Annotated in this window: 17 protein-coding genes; 16 read left to right on the top strand and 1 reads right to left on the bottom strand. The window is 38.1% G+C overall.

What is annotated here, in order from left to right; genetic code table 11:
• Positions 1–5: 5 nt before the first annotated feature.
• Positions 6–641 (top strand): thiamine diphosphokinase, encoded by a 636-nt coding sequence (locus ACSBRB_RS02890; RefSeq protein WP_435031526.1) that lies wholly within the window; start codon positions 6–8, stop codon positions 639–641.
• A 62-nt stretch (positions 642–703) separates the two neighbouring features.
• On the opposite strand, the gene rpmB is transcribed toward ACSBRB_RS02890, so the two are convergent.
• Positions 704–892 (bottom strand): 50S ribosomal protein L28, encoded by a 189-nt coding sequence (gene rpmB, locus ACSBRB_RS02885; RefSeq protein ID WP_059106705.1) that lies wholly within the window; start codon positions 890–892, stop codon positions 704–706.
• Positions 893–1328: 436 nt separating this feature from the next.
• On the opposite strand from rpmB, the gene ACSBRB_RS02880 reads away from it, so the two are divergent.
• The 15 genes from ACSBRB_RS02880 to ffh all read left to right on the top strand — a co-directional run bounded on the left by ACSBRB_RS02880 (position 1329) and on the right by ffh (position 18449).
• The gene (locus ACSBRB_RS02880; protein ID WP_107391691.1) at positions 1329–1700 is read left to right on the top strand and encodes an Asp23/Gls24 family envelope stress response protein; all 372 of its coding nucleotides are present in this window, start codon (positions 1329–1331) and stop codon (positions 1698–1700) included.
• Between the two features lie 13 nt (positions 1701–1713).
• Positions 1714–3366: a fatty acid kinase catalytic subunit FakA gene (gene fakA, locus ACSBRB_RS02875; RefSeq protein WP_435031525.1), complete on the top strand. Its 1653-nt coding sequence runs from the start codon at positions 1714–1716 to the stop codon at positions 3364–3366.
• A 242-nt stretch (positions 3367–3608) separates the two neighbouring features.
• On the top strand, positions 3609–4274 hold the full coding sequence (gene sdaAB, locus ACSBRB_RS02870; RefSeq protein WP_435031524.1) for an L-serine ammonia-lyase, iron-sulfur-dependent subunit beta: 666 nt from the start codon (positions 3609–3611) through the stop codon (positions 4272–4274).
• Between the two features lie 15 nt (positions 4275–4289).
• Positions 4290–5159: an L-serine ammonia-lyase, iron-sulfur-dependent, subunit alpha gene (sdaAA, locus tag ACSBRB_RS02865; protein WP_435031523.1), complete on the top strand. Its 870-nt coding sequence runs from the start codon at positions 4290–4292 to the stop codon at positions 5157–5159.
• A 3-nt stretch (positions 5160–5162) separates the two neighbouring features.
• Positions 5163–7208: an ATP-dependent DNA helicase RecG gene (gene recG, locus ACSBRB_RS02860; protein WP_435031522.1), complete on the top strand. Its 2046-nt coding sequence runs from the start codon at positions 5163–5165 to the stop codon at positions 7206–7208.
• A 178-nt stretch (positions 7209–7386) separates the two neighbouring features.
• A complete protein-coding gene (fapR, locus tag ACSBRB_RS02855; protein WP_435031521.1) occupies positions 7387–7959 on the top strand; it encodes a transcription factor FapR in 573 nt (190 codons plus the stop codon).
• Positions 7952–8932 (top strand): phosphate acyltransferase PlsX, encoded by a 981-nt coding sequence (gene plsX, locus ACSBRB_RS02850; protein ID WP_435031520.1) that lies wholly within the window; start codon positions 7952–7954, stop codon positions 8930–8932. Before fapR ends, plsX begins: the two co-directional genes overlap by 8 nt.
• Positions 8932–9858 (top strand): ACP S-malonyltransferase, encoded by a 927-nt coding sequence (fabD, locus tag ACSBRB_RS02845; RefSeq protein ID WP_435031519.1) that lies wholly within the window; start codon positions 8932–8934, stop codon positions 9856–9858. Before plsX ends, fabD begins: the two co-directional genes overlap by 1 nt.
• Entirely contained in the window at positions 9851–10585 is a 735-nt protein-coding gene (fabG, locus tag ACSBRB_RS02840) for a 3-oxoacyl-[acyl-carrier-protein] reductase (protein ID WP_435031518.1), read from the top strand. Before fabD ends, fabG begins: the two co-directional genes overlap by 8 nt.
• Before the next feature lie 148 nt (positions 10586–10733).
• Positions 10734–10967 carry an acyl carrier protein gene (locus ACSBRB_RS02835; protein WP_107391700.1) on the top strand — a complete coding sequence of 78 codons (234 nt, stop codon included), beginning with the start codon at positions 10734–10736 and terminating at the stop codon, positions 10965–10967.
• Between the two features lie 160 nt (positions 10968–11127).
• The gene (rnc, locus tag ACSBRB_RS02830) at positions 11128–11853 is read left to right on the top strand and encodes a ribonuclease III (RefSeq protein ID WP_435031517.1); all 726 of its coding nucleotides are present in this window, start codon (positions 11128–11130) and stop codon (positions 11851–11853) included.
• 57 nt (positions 11854–11910) lie between these two features.
• On the top strand, positions 11911–15474 hold the full coding sequence (gene smc / locus ACSBRB_RS02825) for a chromosome segregation protein SMC (protein ID WP_435031516.1): 3564 nt from the start codon (positions 11911–11913) through the stop codon (positions 15472–15474).
• A 4-nt stretch (positions 15475–15478) separates the two neighbouring features.
• The gene (gene ftsY / locus ACSBRB_RS02820) at positions 15479–16735 is read left to right on the top strand and encodes a signal recognition particle-docking protein FtsY (RefSeq protein WP_435031515.1); all 1257 of its coding nucleotides are present in this window, start codon (positions 15479–15481) and stop codon (positions 16733–16735) included.
• The gene (locus ACSBRB_RS02815; RefSeq protein ID WP_435031514.1) at positions 16722–17054 is read left to right on the top strand and encodes a putative DNA-binding protein; all 333 of its coding nucleotides are present in this window, start codon (positions 16722–16724) and stop codon (positions 17052–17054) included. Before ftsY ends, ACSBRB_RS02815 begins: the two co-directional genes overlap by 14 nt.
• A gap of 27 nt (positions 17055–17081) precedes the next feature.
• Entirely contained in the window at positions 17082–18449 is a 1368-nt protein-coding gene (ffh, locus tag ACSBRB_RS02810; RefSeq protein ID WP_435031513.1) for a signal recognition particle protein, read from the top strand.
• The last annotated feature ends 162 nt before the right edge of the window (positions 18450–18611 follow it).

Raw genomic sequence — 18611 nt, 5'->3', positions numbered from 1 at the left:
TTTTTATGAAAGTGAATTTATTATGCAGTGATCGACATTTACCTAAAGATATTTTGAAACAGCAAAAAGATGCTCATTGGATTGGTATCGACAAAGGCGCACTCATCCTTGTGCAGCATGGGGTGACTCCACAGTTTGCGGTTGGTGATTTTGATTCGATTAACGCTTCAGAACGTGAGCAAGTAGCTCAACACATCGATATTAATCCGTTAAATCCAATGAAAGATGATACGGATCTCGCCTTAGGTGTAGAAGAAGCTGTAGCAGCAGGTTACACTGAGATTGATGTTTATGGTGCTACGGGGGGTCGTCTTGATCATTTTATGGGTGCACTACAAGTTTTAGAAAAACCAGAATATGCGGAGCAAGGGATAACGATTCGTCTCCTCGATGATCAAAATCAAATTATGTTGTTAACAAAGGGACATCATCGCATTGACAACGAAAAGACGTATCAATACATTTCATTCGTGCCTGTGACATATCCGACGACAATCTCGCTTAAACACTTTAAATATAATTTGGAACAGACGACGTTAACGTTAGGTTCGACCTTAACGATTTCTAATGAACTTACAGATCGTGATGGAGAAGTGACAATCACAGAAGGGCATCTGTTGATGATTAGAAGTAGAGACTAAAAGAAGGCATAAAAAAAGGCTCTTCCTCCACATAAGGATGAGCCTTTAGTGCATTATATTTATTAAACTCTTGTAACTTTACCAGATTTTAAAGCACGAGCTGAAACCCAAACTTTTTTAGGTTTGCCGTCTACAAGGATTCTAACTTTATGAAGGTTAGCATTCCAACGACGTTTAGTTGAGTTTAATGCGTGAGAACGTTTGTTACCTGTTGAAGCTTTACGTCCTGTAACGTAACATTGTTTACCCATGAAAAGTACCTCCTTTAATAAATATAAATACACTTAACTACTATATACTCAAATAATGTACCATATTCGTACCTTCATAGCAATACATATTTCTTATTTCGTTTGTGTTTATACTTTAGTTATGGGATTATTATGTTATAATGTTGCTTTGAGCCGAGTAGTTATATTGAATGGCAAGTCAAATAAATGATCAGATCTCAAATGATTATATACGTCTTAGTAAAATTATTTTGAATCTTTCATTTTAATGTAACTACCATGAGCTAGGTATCATCAGAAAAATCAATTACATCGTATTAACCACATACAGTTTAAAACAATGAGCTAGAATTCACAACAAACTAAACCATATCCAAACTCAGTAGAAGTAGTTATAAATTAGATATGCACGAAATGTAAGAGAATAATAATTTTATGATGAGGTGGAGGTCACACTATGACTTTAAAAATAAAAAATGACTATGGTCACATAGATATTTCAAATGATGTGATAGCATCTGTTGTTGGAAGTAAAGCAGTAGAATGTTATGGGATTGTTGGCATGGCTTCAAGACAACAAGTTCGTGATGGCATCGCTGAAATATTAGGTCATGAAAATTTTGCCAAAGGAATCATCGTACGTGAAGATAAAGGTGTTATCGATGTCGATATGTACATCATCGTGAGCTACGGTACAAAAATCACTGAAGTAGCGAATAATGTACAATCTACTGTGAAATATACACTTGAACAAACACTAAAAATCAAGGTGAATTCCATAAATATATTTGTACAAGGTGTACGTGTAAATAACGGCAACAAAAGCTAGGAGGACAACGTGAATGGTTAGCAAAATAAATGGTCAGATTTTTTCCAACATGATCATACAAGGCGCGCAGAATTTATCGAATAATGCAGAATTAGTAGATTCACTCAATGTGTATCCCGTGCCAGATGGGGATACAGGGACAAATATGAATCTTACGATGACCTCTGGTAGAGAAGCAGTAGAAAGCAATGTATCACATGCCATCGGTGCCTTAGGTCAAACATTTTCAAAAGGATTGTTGATGGGAGCACGTGGAAATTCAGGTGTGATTCTTTCTCAATTATTCCGTGGTTTTTGTAAATACATAGAAGCATTCGACGAAATTGATGCAGCGCAATTTGCAAAAGGTTTAGAAGCTGGTGTAGAGACGGCATATAAAGCAATCATGAAACCAGTAGAGGGGACAATTTTAACCGTTGCGAGAGATGCAGCGAAAGCAGCAGTCCAAATCGCTCAATCAACCACAGATTGTATCGAATTGATGGCGCAAACAATTGACGCTGCGAAACAATCATTAGACAATACACCCAATCAACTACCTGTACTGAAAGAGGTCGGTGTAGTAGACAGTGGTGGTAAAGGATTAACGCTTGTTTACGAAGGCTTTTTAGCTGCGTTAAAAGGGGAAACCATTGCCGATAATAAAGAAAGCAGCAAAGTCGATACTGAAAACTTCGTGAACGATGAACATGATTTCCATGGTGTAATCAATACAGAAGATATTATCTATGGTTATTGTACAGAAATGATGGTTCGTTTTGACAAACAGAAAAAGCCATTTGATGAACAGCAATTTAGAGAAGACGTGAGTGCATTCGGTGATTCTCTCCTTGTCATCAGTGATGATGAAGTTGTCAAAGTACATGTGCATACAGAAATACCAGGTGAAGTATTTAATTACGGTCAACAATACGGCGAATTGATTAAATTAAAATCAGAAAACATGCGTGAACAACATAGAGAAGTTGTACGTAAGGAGCAACAAGCTTCCCAACAACCACAAGAAACGGTAGAAACAGCTGTCGTTACGATTTCAATGGGTGATGGTATTTCAGAATTGTTTAAATCGATGGGAGCTACACACGTCATTAGTGGCGGTCAAACGATGAATCCATCTACGCAAGACATCGTTGACGTCATTGAGAAATCTCAATGTAAACGCGCGATTATCTTACCGAATAACAAGAATATTTTAATGGCGAGCGAACAAGCCGCTGAAATTGTAGATGCGGAAGTCGTTGTCATTCCAACACGTTCTATTCCACAAGGTATCAGTTCACTATTCAATTTTGATGTTTCTGATTCTCTGGCGGATAATAAAGCACGTATGGTAGAAGCAATCGAAATGGTGACTTCTGGGGCGATTACTTACGCGGTCAGAGATACAACTATCGATGATGTAGAAATTAAAAAAGATGCTTTCATGGGTCTTAAAGAGGATAAAATTATTGCAAGTTATCCAGAACAACTTGATACCATCAAAGCGCTACTCACAGACATGATGGATGACGATAGTGAAATTGTCACAATGATTACCGGCGAAGATGCTGCCGATTCAGTGACAGAAGCAGTGGTTGAATGGCTAGAAGAAAACTACGAAGATGTAGAAATCGATCAACATGAAGGCCAGCAACCGGTATACCATTATTTATTTGCAGTTGAATAAAACGCTATTGAGTGAAAGGGTTGAGAAATCAGCTATGAGGTGTTATGTCCTCAAGCGATTACCTCACCCTTTTTTATGTATAATAGCCTCTTTTTCTCACCTACATTCTTAGTAAAATCAATCAAAATTTTAAAAAATTGTTCTACGGGTAAACTAGTTCAAATAAAATTTTAATCTGTTATAATGAGTGAGATTCACTATGTAAGCGCATTTACAAACGATAAAACAATGGGGTAATAACAATGAAATATAAAAGTGTATTCGATATTATCGGTCCTACAATGGTTGGTCCTTCTTCGTCTCACACTGCAGGTGCGGTACGGATTGGTCTAGTTGCCAGAGACTTATTTAAAATACAACCTGATCAAGTCGACATCTATCTCTATGGTTCGTTTATGGAAACGTATAAAGGACATGGAACAGATGTCGCATTAGTGGGAGGACTACTTGGTTATGATACCGATGATGATCGAATTCAAAATAGTTTGACGACAGCAGAAGCGGTGGGTATGAGAATCAGATTTATTGAAATGCAAGAAACACGATCACATCCAAATACAGCGATGATAGATATGCGTAAAGGTGATCGGTCATTATCTGTAGAAGGTGTATCTATCGGTGGCGGAAAGATTGAAATTGTTGCAATTAATGGTTTTAAGATTGCTGTAAGCGGCAATTATCCAGCGCTACTCGTATTTCATAAGGAGATTTTTGGCACGATTGGGCGCGTCGCGAATATATTAGGAGAAGCGAGTATCAATGTAGGCAGCATGCAGATGTCGCGAAAAGAAAAGGGTGACGATGCGCTCATGACCTGTGAACTAGACGAGAAAATCAGTCCTTCGATTTTAGAAAAAATAAGACAAGTTGAAGGTGTTGTGACAGTGACGATGATGGGCGATGCATAACCAAGGGGGATGACAATGTTTAAAAATGTGAAAGAACTGATCGAGAAGTGTGACAATGAACAAAAAGCCATTCATGAAATCATGCTTGAACAAGAAATGTCAGTGTCTGGATTAACACGTGACGAAGTCTATGCATATATGGATAAGAATTTACAAACCATGGAACATGCATTAGAAGAAGGACTAAATGGCGTCTCTTCTAAAACAGGGTTAACTGGTGGTGATGCAGTCCTTATCAAACGCTATTTAGAAACAGGTCAAGCGCTATCTGGCGTGACGTTACTTGATGCGGTGAGTAAAGCAGTGGCGACGAATGAGGTCAATGCAGCAATGGGCAAAATCTGCGCTACGCCTACAGCAGGATCGGCAGGAGTTGTGCCAGGTGTGCTCTTCGGTTTGAAACCGAGGCTTCACCCAACAAGACGCGATATGTTGAACTTTCTGTTAACAGCTGGTGTGTTTGGATTTGTCGTGGCGAACAATGCTTCAATTTCTGGAGCTGCTGGAGGCTGTCAGGCGGAAGTTGGTTCTGCAGCTGCAATGGCTGCTGCCGCAACGGTTGAGCTTGCAGGTGGTACGCCACAACAATCAGCTGAAGCTTTTGCAATTTGTTTGAAAAATATGCTAGGTTTAGTATGTGATCCAGTCGCTGGTCTAGTAGAGGTGCCTTGTGTGAAGCGGAATGCAGCTGGAGCTTCTAATGCGATTGTTTCCGCAGATATGGCGCTTGCAGGTGTCACATCACGGATACCAACGGATGAAGTGATTGAAGCTATGTACAAAATCGGACAAACGATGCCTTCCGCCTTACGTGAAACGGGACGAGGTGGTTTGGCAGGTACACCTACGGGTCAGCGTTTAAAACAACAAATATTTGGTGATTAAAAAATGTCAAAAGTAAATTTGATTGAAAATCCATTTCCGCTCTCTGATGTTAAAGGTTTGGGGCCCAAACGACTTGCAGTGTTAAACGAACTGAATATTCATACGATTGAAGACTTGGTGTTATACTTTCCAACCCGTTATGAAGACAATACCGTGGTGGATTTGAACCAAGCTGAAGACGAATCAACTGTGACAGTAGTGGGTGAGGTCTATACTTCTCCATCTGTCGCTTTTTTTGGACGTAATAAGTCTAAACTGACTGTACATATCATGGTGAATCAAATTGCGGTTAAATGTGTGTTTTTCAATCAACCCTATTTAAAAAATAAAATTCAGCTCAATGAAATGGTAACAATCAAAGGAAAATGGCACCGACGCAAACAAGAGATTACCGGTCAACGCATGTTTTTTAATGTAGAAAATAATGGTGAAACCCAACTAGAACCTGTCTATCGCATTAAAGAAGGTATTAAACAAAAGCCGTTACGCGATATGATACGACAAGTCTTAGAAAAAGTAGAAATACACGAATGGCTTTCAGACGATTTGAAATCCAAATATAAACTCGAGTCATTGGAAGATACGATTCGCACCTTACATTATGCGCCAGATAAAACATCGCTATTAAAGGCAAGAAGAACTTATGCGTTTACAGAACTTTTTATGTTTGAATTGCGCATGCAATGGTTAAACCGTTTGGAAAAATCATCCGACGAATCCATTGAGGTCGATTATGATTTAGCGTTGGTCAAAGCCTTTATTGATTCATTACCTTTCGAATTAACTGACGCACAAAAGCAAAGCGTGAATGAAATCTTCCGAGATTTAAAAGCACCGATTCGCATGCACCGTCTGTTACAGGGTGATGTAGGTTCTGGTAAAACAGTGGTTGCTGCTATATGTATGTATGCACTAAAAACAGCTGGCTATCAGTCTGCATTGATGGTTCCTACAGAAATCCTCGCAGAACAACATGCTGAAAGTTTAGCAGAAATATTTGGCGATAGAATGAACGTTGCACTGCTCACAGGTTCATTAAAAGGCAAGAAGAGAAAAGTACTGTTGGAACAGCTACAAAATGGCGAAATCGATTGCTTAGTAGGGACGCATGCGCTCATACAAGATGATGTTTATTTTGATCAAGTCGGCTTAGTCATCACAGATGAACAACACCGTTTTGGCGTTGAACAACGTCAGAAATTAAGAGAAAAAGGGGCTATGACGAATGTGTTGTTCATGACGGCTACCCCAATACCAAGAACACTTGCAATCTCTGTATTCGGAGAAATGGACGTTTCTTCTATTAAACAATTACCTAAAGGTCGAAAACCAATTATAACTGAATGGGCGAAACATGAGTCTTATGATCAAGTGCTTAATCAAATGACGTCAGAGTTAGAAAAGGGACGACAAGCTTATGTCATTTGTCCATTAATTGAGAGCTCTGAACATTTGGAGGATGTACAAAACGTCATCGCGTTATTTGAGTCACTGAAAATGCGTTATCCAAATTACAATGTTGGATTACTTCATGGTAAGTTAAGCTCAGAAGACAAGGACAATGTTATGGCTCAATTTAGTGATAAGGAAATAGATATACTCGTCGCTACAACGGTTGTAGAAGTTGGGGTCAATGTGCCAAATGCGACGTTCATGATTATCTATGATGCGGATCGTTTTGGATTGTCTCAACTTCACCAATTACGGGGACGTGTGGGCCGTAGCGAACATCAAAGTTATTGTGTGCTCATCGCTTCTCCGAAAACTGAAACAGGCATTGAGCGAATGACTATTATGACGCAAACGACAGATGGTTTTGAACTGAGTGAACGAGATCTCGAAATGCGCGGTCCTGGGGATTTCTTCGGTGTGAAACAAAGCGGCTTACCTGATTTCTTAGTTGCAGATGTTGTAGAAGATTATAAAATGCTTGAAGTTGCAAGAGATGAAGCTGCTGAACTCATTCAATCGGGTGAATTTTTCGGTGAGACTTATACGAGACTCCGCACATTTATTGAAGAACACTTACTCTATACAAGCTTTGACTAATTAAAGATAAACCGTGTTTATCTTTAAGAAAAGGCCCAATAAAATATATCCATAACGTTACAATGTTGCTCAAATGCCAATGCATCTATTACGTTATTTGTTGAGTATCTGTTTTAGAAAATGTTATGATATGATAAGGATATTTAAGACTAGGTACTAAAAAGGGAGAATGAAATGCATGAAGATGAAAAAACAAGATCGACAAGCTGCGATCGAAAATGAAATCGAAGCGAATCCCTTTATTACCGATAATGAACTCAGTCAACGCTTTCATGTGAGTATCCAAACGATTAGACTTGATCGGTCACAGTTAAACATTCCAGAATTAAGAACGCGCATTAAAATGGTGGCACAACAGAATCATGAACGCATTCAATCTATTGAAGCGAACGAAATCATCGGTTACGTGATAGATATCGTGCCGAATGAGACAGCAACATCGGTCATACAAATCAATGAAGATTCCGTGTTTACACGAAACCAAATTGCGCGTGGACACGTGTTATTTGCCCAAGCGAACTCGCTTTGTGTGGCACTGATACATAAACCTGTTGTGTTGACCCGAGAAAGCCGCGTTAAATTTGTGAAACAAGTGAAATTGCATGATAATGTACATGCGAAGGCACGCGTTTTAGAAGTGAATGAAAAATATTTTTATATTGAAGTTAAATCGTATGTGCAACAGACACAAGTTTTTGAAGGCACATTTAAAATGTATTATACAAGTGAGGATGAAACAGAAAATGGTTAAAGTAGCTGTAGATATGATGGGTGGCGATGACGCACCAGCAATTGTGCTTGAAGCTGTCGAAAGAGCAGTGAATGATTTCAGTGATTTAGAAATCATATTATTTGGAGATCAATCTCAATATACATTAGATCATCCACGTATTGATTTTAGACATTGTGAAGAACAAATTACGATGGAAGACGAACCTGTAAGAGCGATTAAACGTAAAAAAGATAGTTCTATGGTTCGCGCAGCTGAAGCCGTTAAAAATGGTGAAGCGGATAGTTGTGTATCCGCGGGTAATACAGGAGCGCTCATGTCTGCAGGACTCTTTATCGTCGGACGTATTAAAGGTGTTGTACGCCCAGCGCTTGTTGTGACATTACCTACCATTTCAGGTAAAGGCTTCGTCTTCATGGATGTGGGTGCGAATGCAGATGCGAAGGCTGAACATTTATTACAATATGCACAACTCGGTAATGTATATGCACAGAAATTACGTGGTATAAAAGAACCATCCGTTGGTTTATTAAACATCGGTACTGAACCTGCCAAAGGGAATGCGCTAACGAAAAAAGCATATCAACTTATGGCAGCACAAAATGACTTTAACTTCGCTGGTAACGTCGAAGCGAAAGCGTTAATGCAAGACGATTCTGATGTCGTCGTTACTGACGGTTATACAGGTAATATGATTTTGAAAAACCTCGAAGGTACCGCTAAATCAATTGGTAAAATGTTAAAAACCACTTTACTAAGAGGTATGAAAAATAAAGTTGCCGCATTATTAATCAGAAGAGATTTAACGATGTTAATGGCAAAAATGGATTACGCTGAATACGGCGGTTCAGTTTTACTAGGTTTAGATGGTATCGTCGTTAAAGCGCATGGTAGTTCCAATGCGAAAGCTTTTTACTCAGCAATTAGACAAGCGAAAATTGCTTCCGAAGAAAAAGTAGTAGAAACAATGAAAGAAACGGTTGGTGAATCTTAATGGGTAAAACAGCAATTATTTTTCCGGGACAAGGTTCCCAAAAAGTAGGCATGGCGCAAGATTTATATCAACAAGATGATCAAGCTACTCAAGTTTTAGATCAAGCGCAAAATGCAGTAGATTTTGATTTATTAGATACAATGTTCAACGACCCTAACGAGGTCTTAGGACAAACTGAAAATACGCAACCTGCACTGTTAACACACAGTGTTGCATTATTTAAAGCGATGAAAGATATTAATCCCGATTATACAATGGGGCACAGTTTAGGTGAATACTCTAGCTTAGTCGCAGCAGGCGTACTTTCTTTCGAAGATGCAGTCAAAATTGTACGTAAACGTGGACAATTGATGGCAGCTGCATTTCCAGATGGTGTCGGTAGTATGGCAGCGGTGCTTGGTTTAGACTATGAAGAAGTAGATGAACTTTGCCAAAAACTATCTAACGATGATGAAAAAATAGAACCTGCCAACATCAATGCGCCAGGACAAATTGTAGTGTCAGGTCATAAAAGTTTAATCGATAAATTAGTAGAAGATCCTAAAGCTTATGGGGCTAGAAGAGCGAAACCACTTGCTGTTTCTGGACCATTCCACTCTTCTATGATGCAAGTCATTGAAACAGACTTTGCAGAATTTATCGATCAATTTGAATGGCACGATGCAGCATTCCCAGTCGTACAAAACTTTAACGCAAAAGGCGAAACCGAAGCCCAAGCGATTAAACAAAACATGATTAAACAGTTATATTCACCGGTTGAATTTATTGCTTCTACTGAATGGCTCATCGAACAAGGTGTTGATCATTTCATTGAAATCGGTCCAGGAAAAGTATTAGCAGGTTTGATTAGAAAAATAAATCGAGATGTCACTGTGACATCAATTCAAACGCTTGAAGATGTGAAAGGATGGAATGAAAATGACTAAAAATGCATTAGTAACAGGTGCTTCTAGAGGTATCGGTCGTAGAATTGCTTTACAACTTGCTGAAGATGGTTTCAATGTCGCAGTAAACTATGCAGGTAGTAAAGATAAAGCAGAAGCAGTTGTAGAAGAAATTAAAGCGCAAGGCGTTGAAAGCTTTGCAATTCAAGCTGACGTATCAGATAGTGATGCGGTTAAAAGCATGATTAAAGAAGTCGTTGACCAATTTGGCTCAATTGATACGCTCGTTAACAATGCAGGTATTGTACGTGATAACTTACTCATGCGCATGAAAGAAAAAGACTGGGATGCAGTTATCAATACCAACCTTAAAGGGACTTTCAACTGTATCCAAAAAGTTACACCACATATGTTAAGACAAAAACAAGGTTCAATTGTGAACTTAACAAGTATTGTCGGTGAAATTGGTAATCCAGGTCAATCGAACTATGTTGCATCTAAAGCAGGTGTGATTGGATTAACAAAATCAGCTGCGAAGGAACTTGCTTCTAGAAATATTACAGTGAATGCTGTTGCACCTGGTTTCATCGTATCTGACATGACCGATGCACTCAGTGATGAAGTGAAAGACCAAATGTTACAAAACATTCCACTTAGTCGTCTAGGTGAAGATACAGATATCGCTAATACAGTTTCATTCCTAGCTTCTGATAGAGCGAAATATATTACAGGACAAGTCATCAATGTGAACGGCGGTATGTTCATGTAAGTTGCTCAACTCTGATCAAATGTGTAATTTGTGATGATTTGAGTTATATCAACACTGATGAGGACAAATATGGCTTGTATTTCAATTAAGAAAATGGGAAAATATAAAAGTCTCTAATATAAAATACTTTTAAAGGAGGTGACTCGACGTGGAAAACTTCGATAAAGTAAAAGATATCATCGTTGACCGTTTAGGTGTAGATGCTGAAAAAGTAACTGAAGACGCATCTTTCAAAGATGATCTAGGCGCTGATTCACTTGATATTGCTGAATTAGTTATGGAATTAGAAGACGAATTTGGTACAGAAATTCCTGATGAAGAAGCAGAAAAAATCAATACTGTTGGTGACGCTGTTAAATATATCAACAGCCTTGAAAAATAATAAAACCGATAAACTGAGTCGCTTGATAACGGCTCAGTTTTTTTGCATTTTTTAAGGTAAGCTTTCACTTTTTCGCTTTAGTTTTGTTCTAAATTCACGTAAAATAATGACTATGTGCTCGCATGCACAAATCCCGTATCGATCGTAAGGAGGAGATGGAGTGAGTCAACATAAGAAAAGTGAAATGGTTGCCCAATTCAGAGCGCAATTCGCTAAAAAAATGGAAGAATTGTCATTACAAGCAGATGATATTGAGCTATACCAACAAGCTTTTTCCCACTCTAGTTTTATCAATGATTTTAATATGAATCGTTTGGATCATAATGAACGATTAGAATTTTTAGGTGACGCAGTATTAGAATTGACGGTATCACGCTATTTGTTTGATAAATATCCTAATTTACCAGAAGGTAATTTAACTAAGATGAGAGCAGCAATTGTTTGTGAACCCTCACTTGTAATATTTGCGAATAAAATCAATTTGAATGAACTCATTTTATTAGGGAAAGGTGAAGAAAAAACAGGTGGACGTACGAGACCTTCCCTCGTATCAGATGCGTTTGAAGCCTTTGTGGGTGCCCTTTACCTAGATCAAGGTTTAGAAGCTGTACAACGTTTCTCTGAAAAAGTCATTTTCCCATTTGTTGAAGAAGAAGAACTTGAAGGTGTGGTTGATTTTAAAACCCAATTCCAAGAGTTTGTACATCGTCAAAATAGCGGAGAAGTGTCCTATCGTTTAGTAAAACAAGAAGGACCTGCACATCATCGTTTATTCACATCTGAAGTGATGCTAGATGATCAACCTGTAGCGACAGGTCAAGGGAAAACGAAGAAAGAATCAGAGCAAAAAGCAGCTGAACGTGCTTATAAATCTATGAAGCAATAGTTCACATACAGATTTAATCAACTACAGCAGATATATAGGAATACGAAGGAGTAAATCATGGTTTATTTGAAATCGATTGACGCATTTGGCTTTAAATCATTTGCGGACCATACAGAGGTGCAATTTGATAAAGGTGTCACGGCAATCGTCGGTCCTAATGGCAGTGGTAAAAGTAATATCACAGATGCGATTAAGTGGGTGCTCGGGGAACAGTCTGCAAAATCATTACGTGGCTCAAAAATGCAAGACATCATTTTCTCAGGTGCTGAACATCGACATGCGCAAAATTATGCCGAAGTTAAATTGACATTAGACAATCAATCGGGTGATTTACAAGTTGATGCTACAACCGTAACGGTAACTCGACGTTTATATCGTAACGGTGACAGTGAGTATTACTTAAATAATGAGCGTGCCCGCTTAAAAGATATCATCGAGTTATTTTTAGACTCAGGTTTAGGCAAAGAAGCATTCAGCATCATTTCACAAGGACGCGTAGATGAGATATTGAACGCTAAACCAGTAGATCGAAGACAAATTATAGAAGAGTCTGCAGGTGTTTTAAAATATAAAAAGCGTAAAGCGACTTCGATGGAAAAATTAGATCAGACTGAAGATAATTTAACACGTGTGGAAGATATCTTATATGATTTAGAAGGCCGTGTAGAACCGCTAAGAGAAGAGGCCGCGATTGCGAAAGAATATCAAACCCTTTCTAAAGAAATGGAAAAAAGTGATGTACTCGTCACTGTTCATGATATTGAGACATATAACGAACAGATACAAACACATGATAATGAGTTAAATGTATTGAAGAGCCAACAAGAAAATAAAGACGCAGAAAAAACACAACTAAGCAATGCTTTAGCTAAATATAAGAGTGAGCGGACGCAACTCGATCAGCAAGTTGAACAGTTGAATCAGCAGTTAGTCGAAGCAACAGAAGCTGTGGAAAAATATACAGGTCAACTGAATGTCTTAGAAGAACGTAAGAAAAATCAATCCGAAACGAATGCCCGTTTTGAAGAAGATCAAGCTAATTTAACTGATCAATTGGCAACGTTGGAAAATGAAAAACGTGAGACCCAAGAGACGATTGATCAATTGAAAGCACAACAACAAACATTAACTCAAGACATTCATGTGCTCGAACAACAAATCAACTTGGATGATGATGCTCATGCAGAAAAACTAGAGTCAATCAGAGATGAGTATTATACGCTGAGATCTCAATTATCTGATGTGAATAACGACATTCGCTTTTTAGAACATTCGATTGAAGAAAATGAATCCAAACAATCACGATTAGATTCACGGCTCGTTGAAGCTTATGAGCAATTAAAATCAATTCAATCACAAATTAACGATACTGAGTCAACACATAAAGAGACAGAGCAACAACTCGATCAGTTGAACACCCAATTGAAACAATATGAACGCCAATTAACACAAGCGAAAGCAACTCAAAATGACCGAGAATCTAAATTACACCAAGCATATCGTTATAATGAAAAGTTAAAATCACGTATCGATAGTTTAGAAACGCAACAAGAAGATTATAGTTACTTCTTTAACGGCGTAAAACATATACTCCAAGCAAAAGATCATCAATTATCAGGTGTTCATGGTGCAGTGGCAGAAGTGATGGATGTGCCTTCTGAATTAACACAAGCGGTTGAAACTGCACTAGGTGCCTCCCTTCAACACGTCATTGTAGAAACTGAAAAAGACGGCAGACAAGCCATACAATATTTGAAACAAAATGGTTTAGGTAGAGCAACATTTTTACCTCTGCACGTGATTAAACCGAGATACTTAGCTTCTGATATTAAACAAACTGCACAACAAGCAGAAGGATTTATTAATATTGCGTCTGAAGCAGTGCAAGTGTCTAGTACATATCAACATATCATCGATAATTTATTAGGCAATACAATTATTGTGGATGATCTTAAACATGCCAATGCGCTAGCTAGACAGATTCGTTATCGCACACGTATCGTAACGTTAGAAGGCGATGTGGTGAATCCAGGTGGTTCCATGGCAGGTGGCGGACAACGCAAAACGAAAAGTATTTTGTCACAAAAAGACGAATTGACTCAGATGAAAGAACAACTCGCTTCCTATGAACAACAAACACAAGAATTTGAAGCGGATTATAAAACGGTAAAAGCACAAGTTGATCAGTTGAGTGATGATTACTTCAATCAAAGCCAAACGTATAATCAAGTGAAACAAAAAGCCCATGAACAGTCACTTGAACTCGATCGATTGCGCGATAATGAAGCGCGGATTAAAGATGAACACGAAGAGTTTGAATTTGAAAAAAACGATGGCTATCAAAGTGATAAAAGCAAGCAAACACTTGAAGAAAAACAACACGAGCAACAACAAATTCAACAACAATTAACTCAGTTACAAAAAGATATCGAAACGTATACTCAGTTGTCTAAAGAAGGCCAAGCTAATTCACAAGCCGTCCAACAACAACTGCATCAGAAACAGTCAGATTTAGCTGTGATTAAAGAACGGTTGAAAACGAATCGTCAATCTCTTGAACGTACTGAACGTCAAATGAATGATACGAAACAACAACAACAAAAAGTAGCCGATCAAATTGAATTATTTAACTCAGATGAAGTGACTGGACAAAGTGCGTACGACCAAATCCAACAACAAATAGAGACACATCAAAATAATAAAGAAAGCTATACGTCAGAGTTGGAAACAGTTAAATCTCGACGTACGGAAGTCAATGATACGATTGAACAAAAAGATGAACAACTTCAAGAGACACATCGTGATATACTATCGATAGAGAATCGTTATCAAGATATTAAAACACAACAATCACGTTTAGATGTGCTCATTAATCATGCGATTGATCACTTGAGTGAGGACTATCATCTCACATTTGAACGTGCACAAGATCTATATGAATTAGATGATGAGATTGACAATTTACGTAAAAAGGTTAAACTGACGAAAATGTCTATTGAAGAATTAGGTCCAGTTAATTTAAATGCGATAGAGCAATTTGAAGAAATCAATGAACGTTACACATTCTTAAATGAACAACGGACAGATTTACGCGATGCGAAGGCTACGCTTGAACAAATCATTGATGAGATGGATCAAGAAGTGAAAGATCGTTTTAAAACTACGTTCCACGAAGTTCAAGGTCATTTTACTGAAGTATTTAAACAATTGTTTGGCGGTGGTGAAGCTGAATTGCAACTCACAGACGAGGATTATCTGTCTGCAGGGGTGGATATCATCGTTCAGCCACCCGGTAAGAAATTACAACATTTATCACTGTTAAGTGGTGGCGAGCGTGCATTAAGTGCGATTGCATTACTATTTGCTATATTAAAAGTAAGATCTGCACCATTTGTTATACTAGATGAAGTAGAGGCAGCGTTAGATGAAGCTAATGTGATTCGCTATGCACAATACTTAAATGCTTTATCTGATCAAACGCAATTTATCGTGATTACCCACCGCAAAGGTACGATGGAATATTCCGACCGCTTATATGGCGTAACAATGCAAGAATCAGGCGTATCTCGATTAGTAAGTGTTAACCTAAATACGGTGGATGAAGTGATGAAGGAGGAGTAATCGAATGAGCTTTTTTAAACGTTTGAAAGAAAAATTCACGGGTCAAACTGAAGATAAATCTGAACAAGAAGAAACGCTTGAGCCCCTAGAAGACGAAGAAAATGATACGTCAGAAACGGCAGAGACAGAGCAGGAAGCAGAAAAGCCGAAGAAGAAACCAAAAAAATTAAGCGAAGCAGACTTTGATGAAGATGGATTAATCTCAATTGAAGACTTTGAAGAAATTGAAGCCCAAAAACTCGGGGCTAAATTCAAAGCCGGTTTAGAAAAATCACGTCAAAATTTCCAAGAACAATTAAACAATTTAATTGCACGTTATCGTAAAGTCGACGAAGATTTCTTTGAAGCACTTGAAGAAATGTTGATAACTGCCGACGTTGGTTTCAATACTGTGATGGAGCTTGTCGATGAATTAAGAGACGAAGCACGTCGTCAAAACATTCAAGAAACAGAAGACTTAAGAGAAGTCATCGTCGAAAAAATCGTAGAAATCTATCACCAAGACGATGAAAATTCTGAAGCCGTCGATATTCAAGAAGATCGCTTGAATGTCATCTTGATGGTCGGAGTTAATGGTGTCGGTAAAACCACTACAATTGGTAAACTCGCACATCGCTATCAATCAGAAGGTAAAAAAGTCATGCTTGCAGCTGGTGATACATTTAGAGCTGGTGCTATTGAACAATTGCAAGTATGGGGTGAACGTGTCGGCGTTGATGTCGTGGGCCAAAGTGAAGGATCAGATCCAGCAGCTGTGATGTATGATGCGATTAACGCTGCGAAAAATAAAGGTGTAGACATCTTAATTTGTGATACTGCAGGTCGTTTACAAAATAAAGCCAACTTAATGAATGAGTTAGAAAAAGTGAAACGCGTCATTGGTCGCGCAGTTCCAGATGCACCGCATGAAGTACTTCTATGCTTAGATGCTACAACAGGTCAAAATGCGTTATCTCAAGCTAGATCATTTAAAGAGGTTACAAATGTAACAGGTATCGTTTTAACAAAACTTGATGGTACCGCTAAAGGCGGTATCGTGCTTGCGATACGTAACGAACTTCACATTCCAGTTAAATATGTTGGTTTAGGTGAAAAACTAGATGACCTTCAACCATTTAACCCTGAAAGTTATGTTTATGGTCTCTTTGCTGATATGATCGAAAAAAACGTCGATGTCGATGAGATTGATACGGATGCAAACGAGGAACCAGAAACAGTGGATATCGTAGAAAATGAAGGTAACGACGATGGCCCAAGATGATTTAGTTAAAACGTTACGCATGAATTACTTGTTTGATTTTTATCAATCCTTATTAACGAAAAAACAACGCAATTACTTAGAGTTATTTTATTTACAAGATTACTCATTAAGTGAGATTGCAGATACATTTGATGTGAGTCGTCAAGCAGTTTATGATAACATAAGAAGAACTGGCGATTTAGTTGAAGATTATGAACAAAAATTAGGATTATATAAAAATTTTGAGAAGCGTCGTGAGATATATAACGCAATGCGTGAACATGTAGACGATGCAAAACAAATTGAAAAATATATCGAAGAACTCGAAGAACTCGAATAGGAAATGAATAAAGGAGGGTGATTGCGTATGGCATTTGAAGGATTATCGTATCGCTTACAAGAAACGATGCAGAAAATCCGCGGTAAAGGTAAAGTTACTGAAGCCGATATCAAAGCAATGATGCGTGAAGTAAGGCTCGCTTTACTAGAAGCCGACGTAAACTTTAAAGTAGTAAAAAATTTCATTAAAACCGTTTCTGATCGCGCTTTAGGATCAGACGTCATGAAATCATTAACACCAGGTCAACAAGTCATCAAAATCGTTCAAGAAGAGCTCACTCAATTGATGGGTGGGGACAATTCAACGATTAATATGGCAAATAAACCACCTACTGTAGTGATGATGGTAGGGCTACAAGGTGCAGGTAAAACCACAACTGCAGGTAAATTAGCGCTGCTCATGCGCAAAAAATACAATAAGAAACCTTTACTCGTAGCTGCCGATATTTATCGTCCTGCTGCCATTAATCAATTACAAACAGTCGGTAAACAATTAGATGTACCCGTTTATACTGAAGGTGACCAAGTTAAACCACAAGAAATCGTAGAACATGCGATTCAGCATGCGAAGGAAGAACACTTAGATTTCGTCATTATCGATACAGCGGGGCGTCTACATGTCGATGAAGCATTGATGGAAGAACTCAGTGATGTTAAAGAAATCACAAAACCAAATGAAATCATGCTTGTCGTAGATGCGATGACAGGGCAAGACGCAGTGAATGTCGCCGAATCATTTGATAATCAATTAGATATTACTGGGGTAACGCTCACTAAATTAGATGGTGATACACGTGGTGGTGCTGCACTTTCTATCAGAGCTGTTACTGAAAAACCAATTAAATTCGTTGGGATGAGTGAAAAACTAGACGGTTTAGAACTATTCCATCCTGAACGTATGGCATCTCGTATTCTCGGTATGGGAGACGTATTGAGTTTAATCGAAAAAGCGCAACAAGACGTTGATGCTGATAAAGCGAAAGATTTAGAGCAAAAAATGCGTACCTCATCCTTTACGTTAGATGACTTCTTAGAACAACTCGACCAAGTGAAAAACTTAGGTCCGTTAGATGATATCATGAAAATGATTCCAGGTATGAATCGCATGAAAGGCTTAGATAAGCTTAATATGAGCGAGAAACAAATCGATCATATCAAAGCGATTATCCAGTCTATGACACCGTTAGAACGTCAAGATCCTGATAAACTCAACGTGTCACGTAAGAAACGGATTGCCTTAGGTTCTGGACGTTCCTTACAAGAAGTCAATCGCTTGATGAAACAATTTAACGAAATGAAAAAAATGATGAAACAATTTACAGGCGGCGGCAAAGGTAAAAAAGGTAAACGTCAGCAAATGCAAAACATGTTGAAAGGTATGAACTTGCCGTTTTAAATGAATAATACTTGTAAAGGACTCAAAGTAATATGACACTTTGAGTCCTTTACTATGTTTATATATATGATGTGTTATGATGAGTGAAAGGTTTGTTATGCATCCAACTATAAAAGTGGTGAATTGATACAAATAAACTCATTTTGAAAGGATGTTTCTATG

Origin of the sequence: Staphylococcus auricularis, from assembly GCF_051172115.1 — a bacterium.
GTDB classification, from domain to species: domain Bacteria; phylum Bacillota; class Bacilli; order Staphylococcales; family Staphylococcaceae; genus Staphylococcus; species Staphylococcus auricularis_A.
The sequence above is the reverse complement of the archived record's forward strand: the minus strand, read 5'-3'. Positions and strand labels throughout refer to the sequence as shown.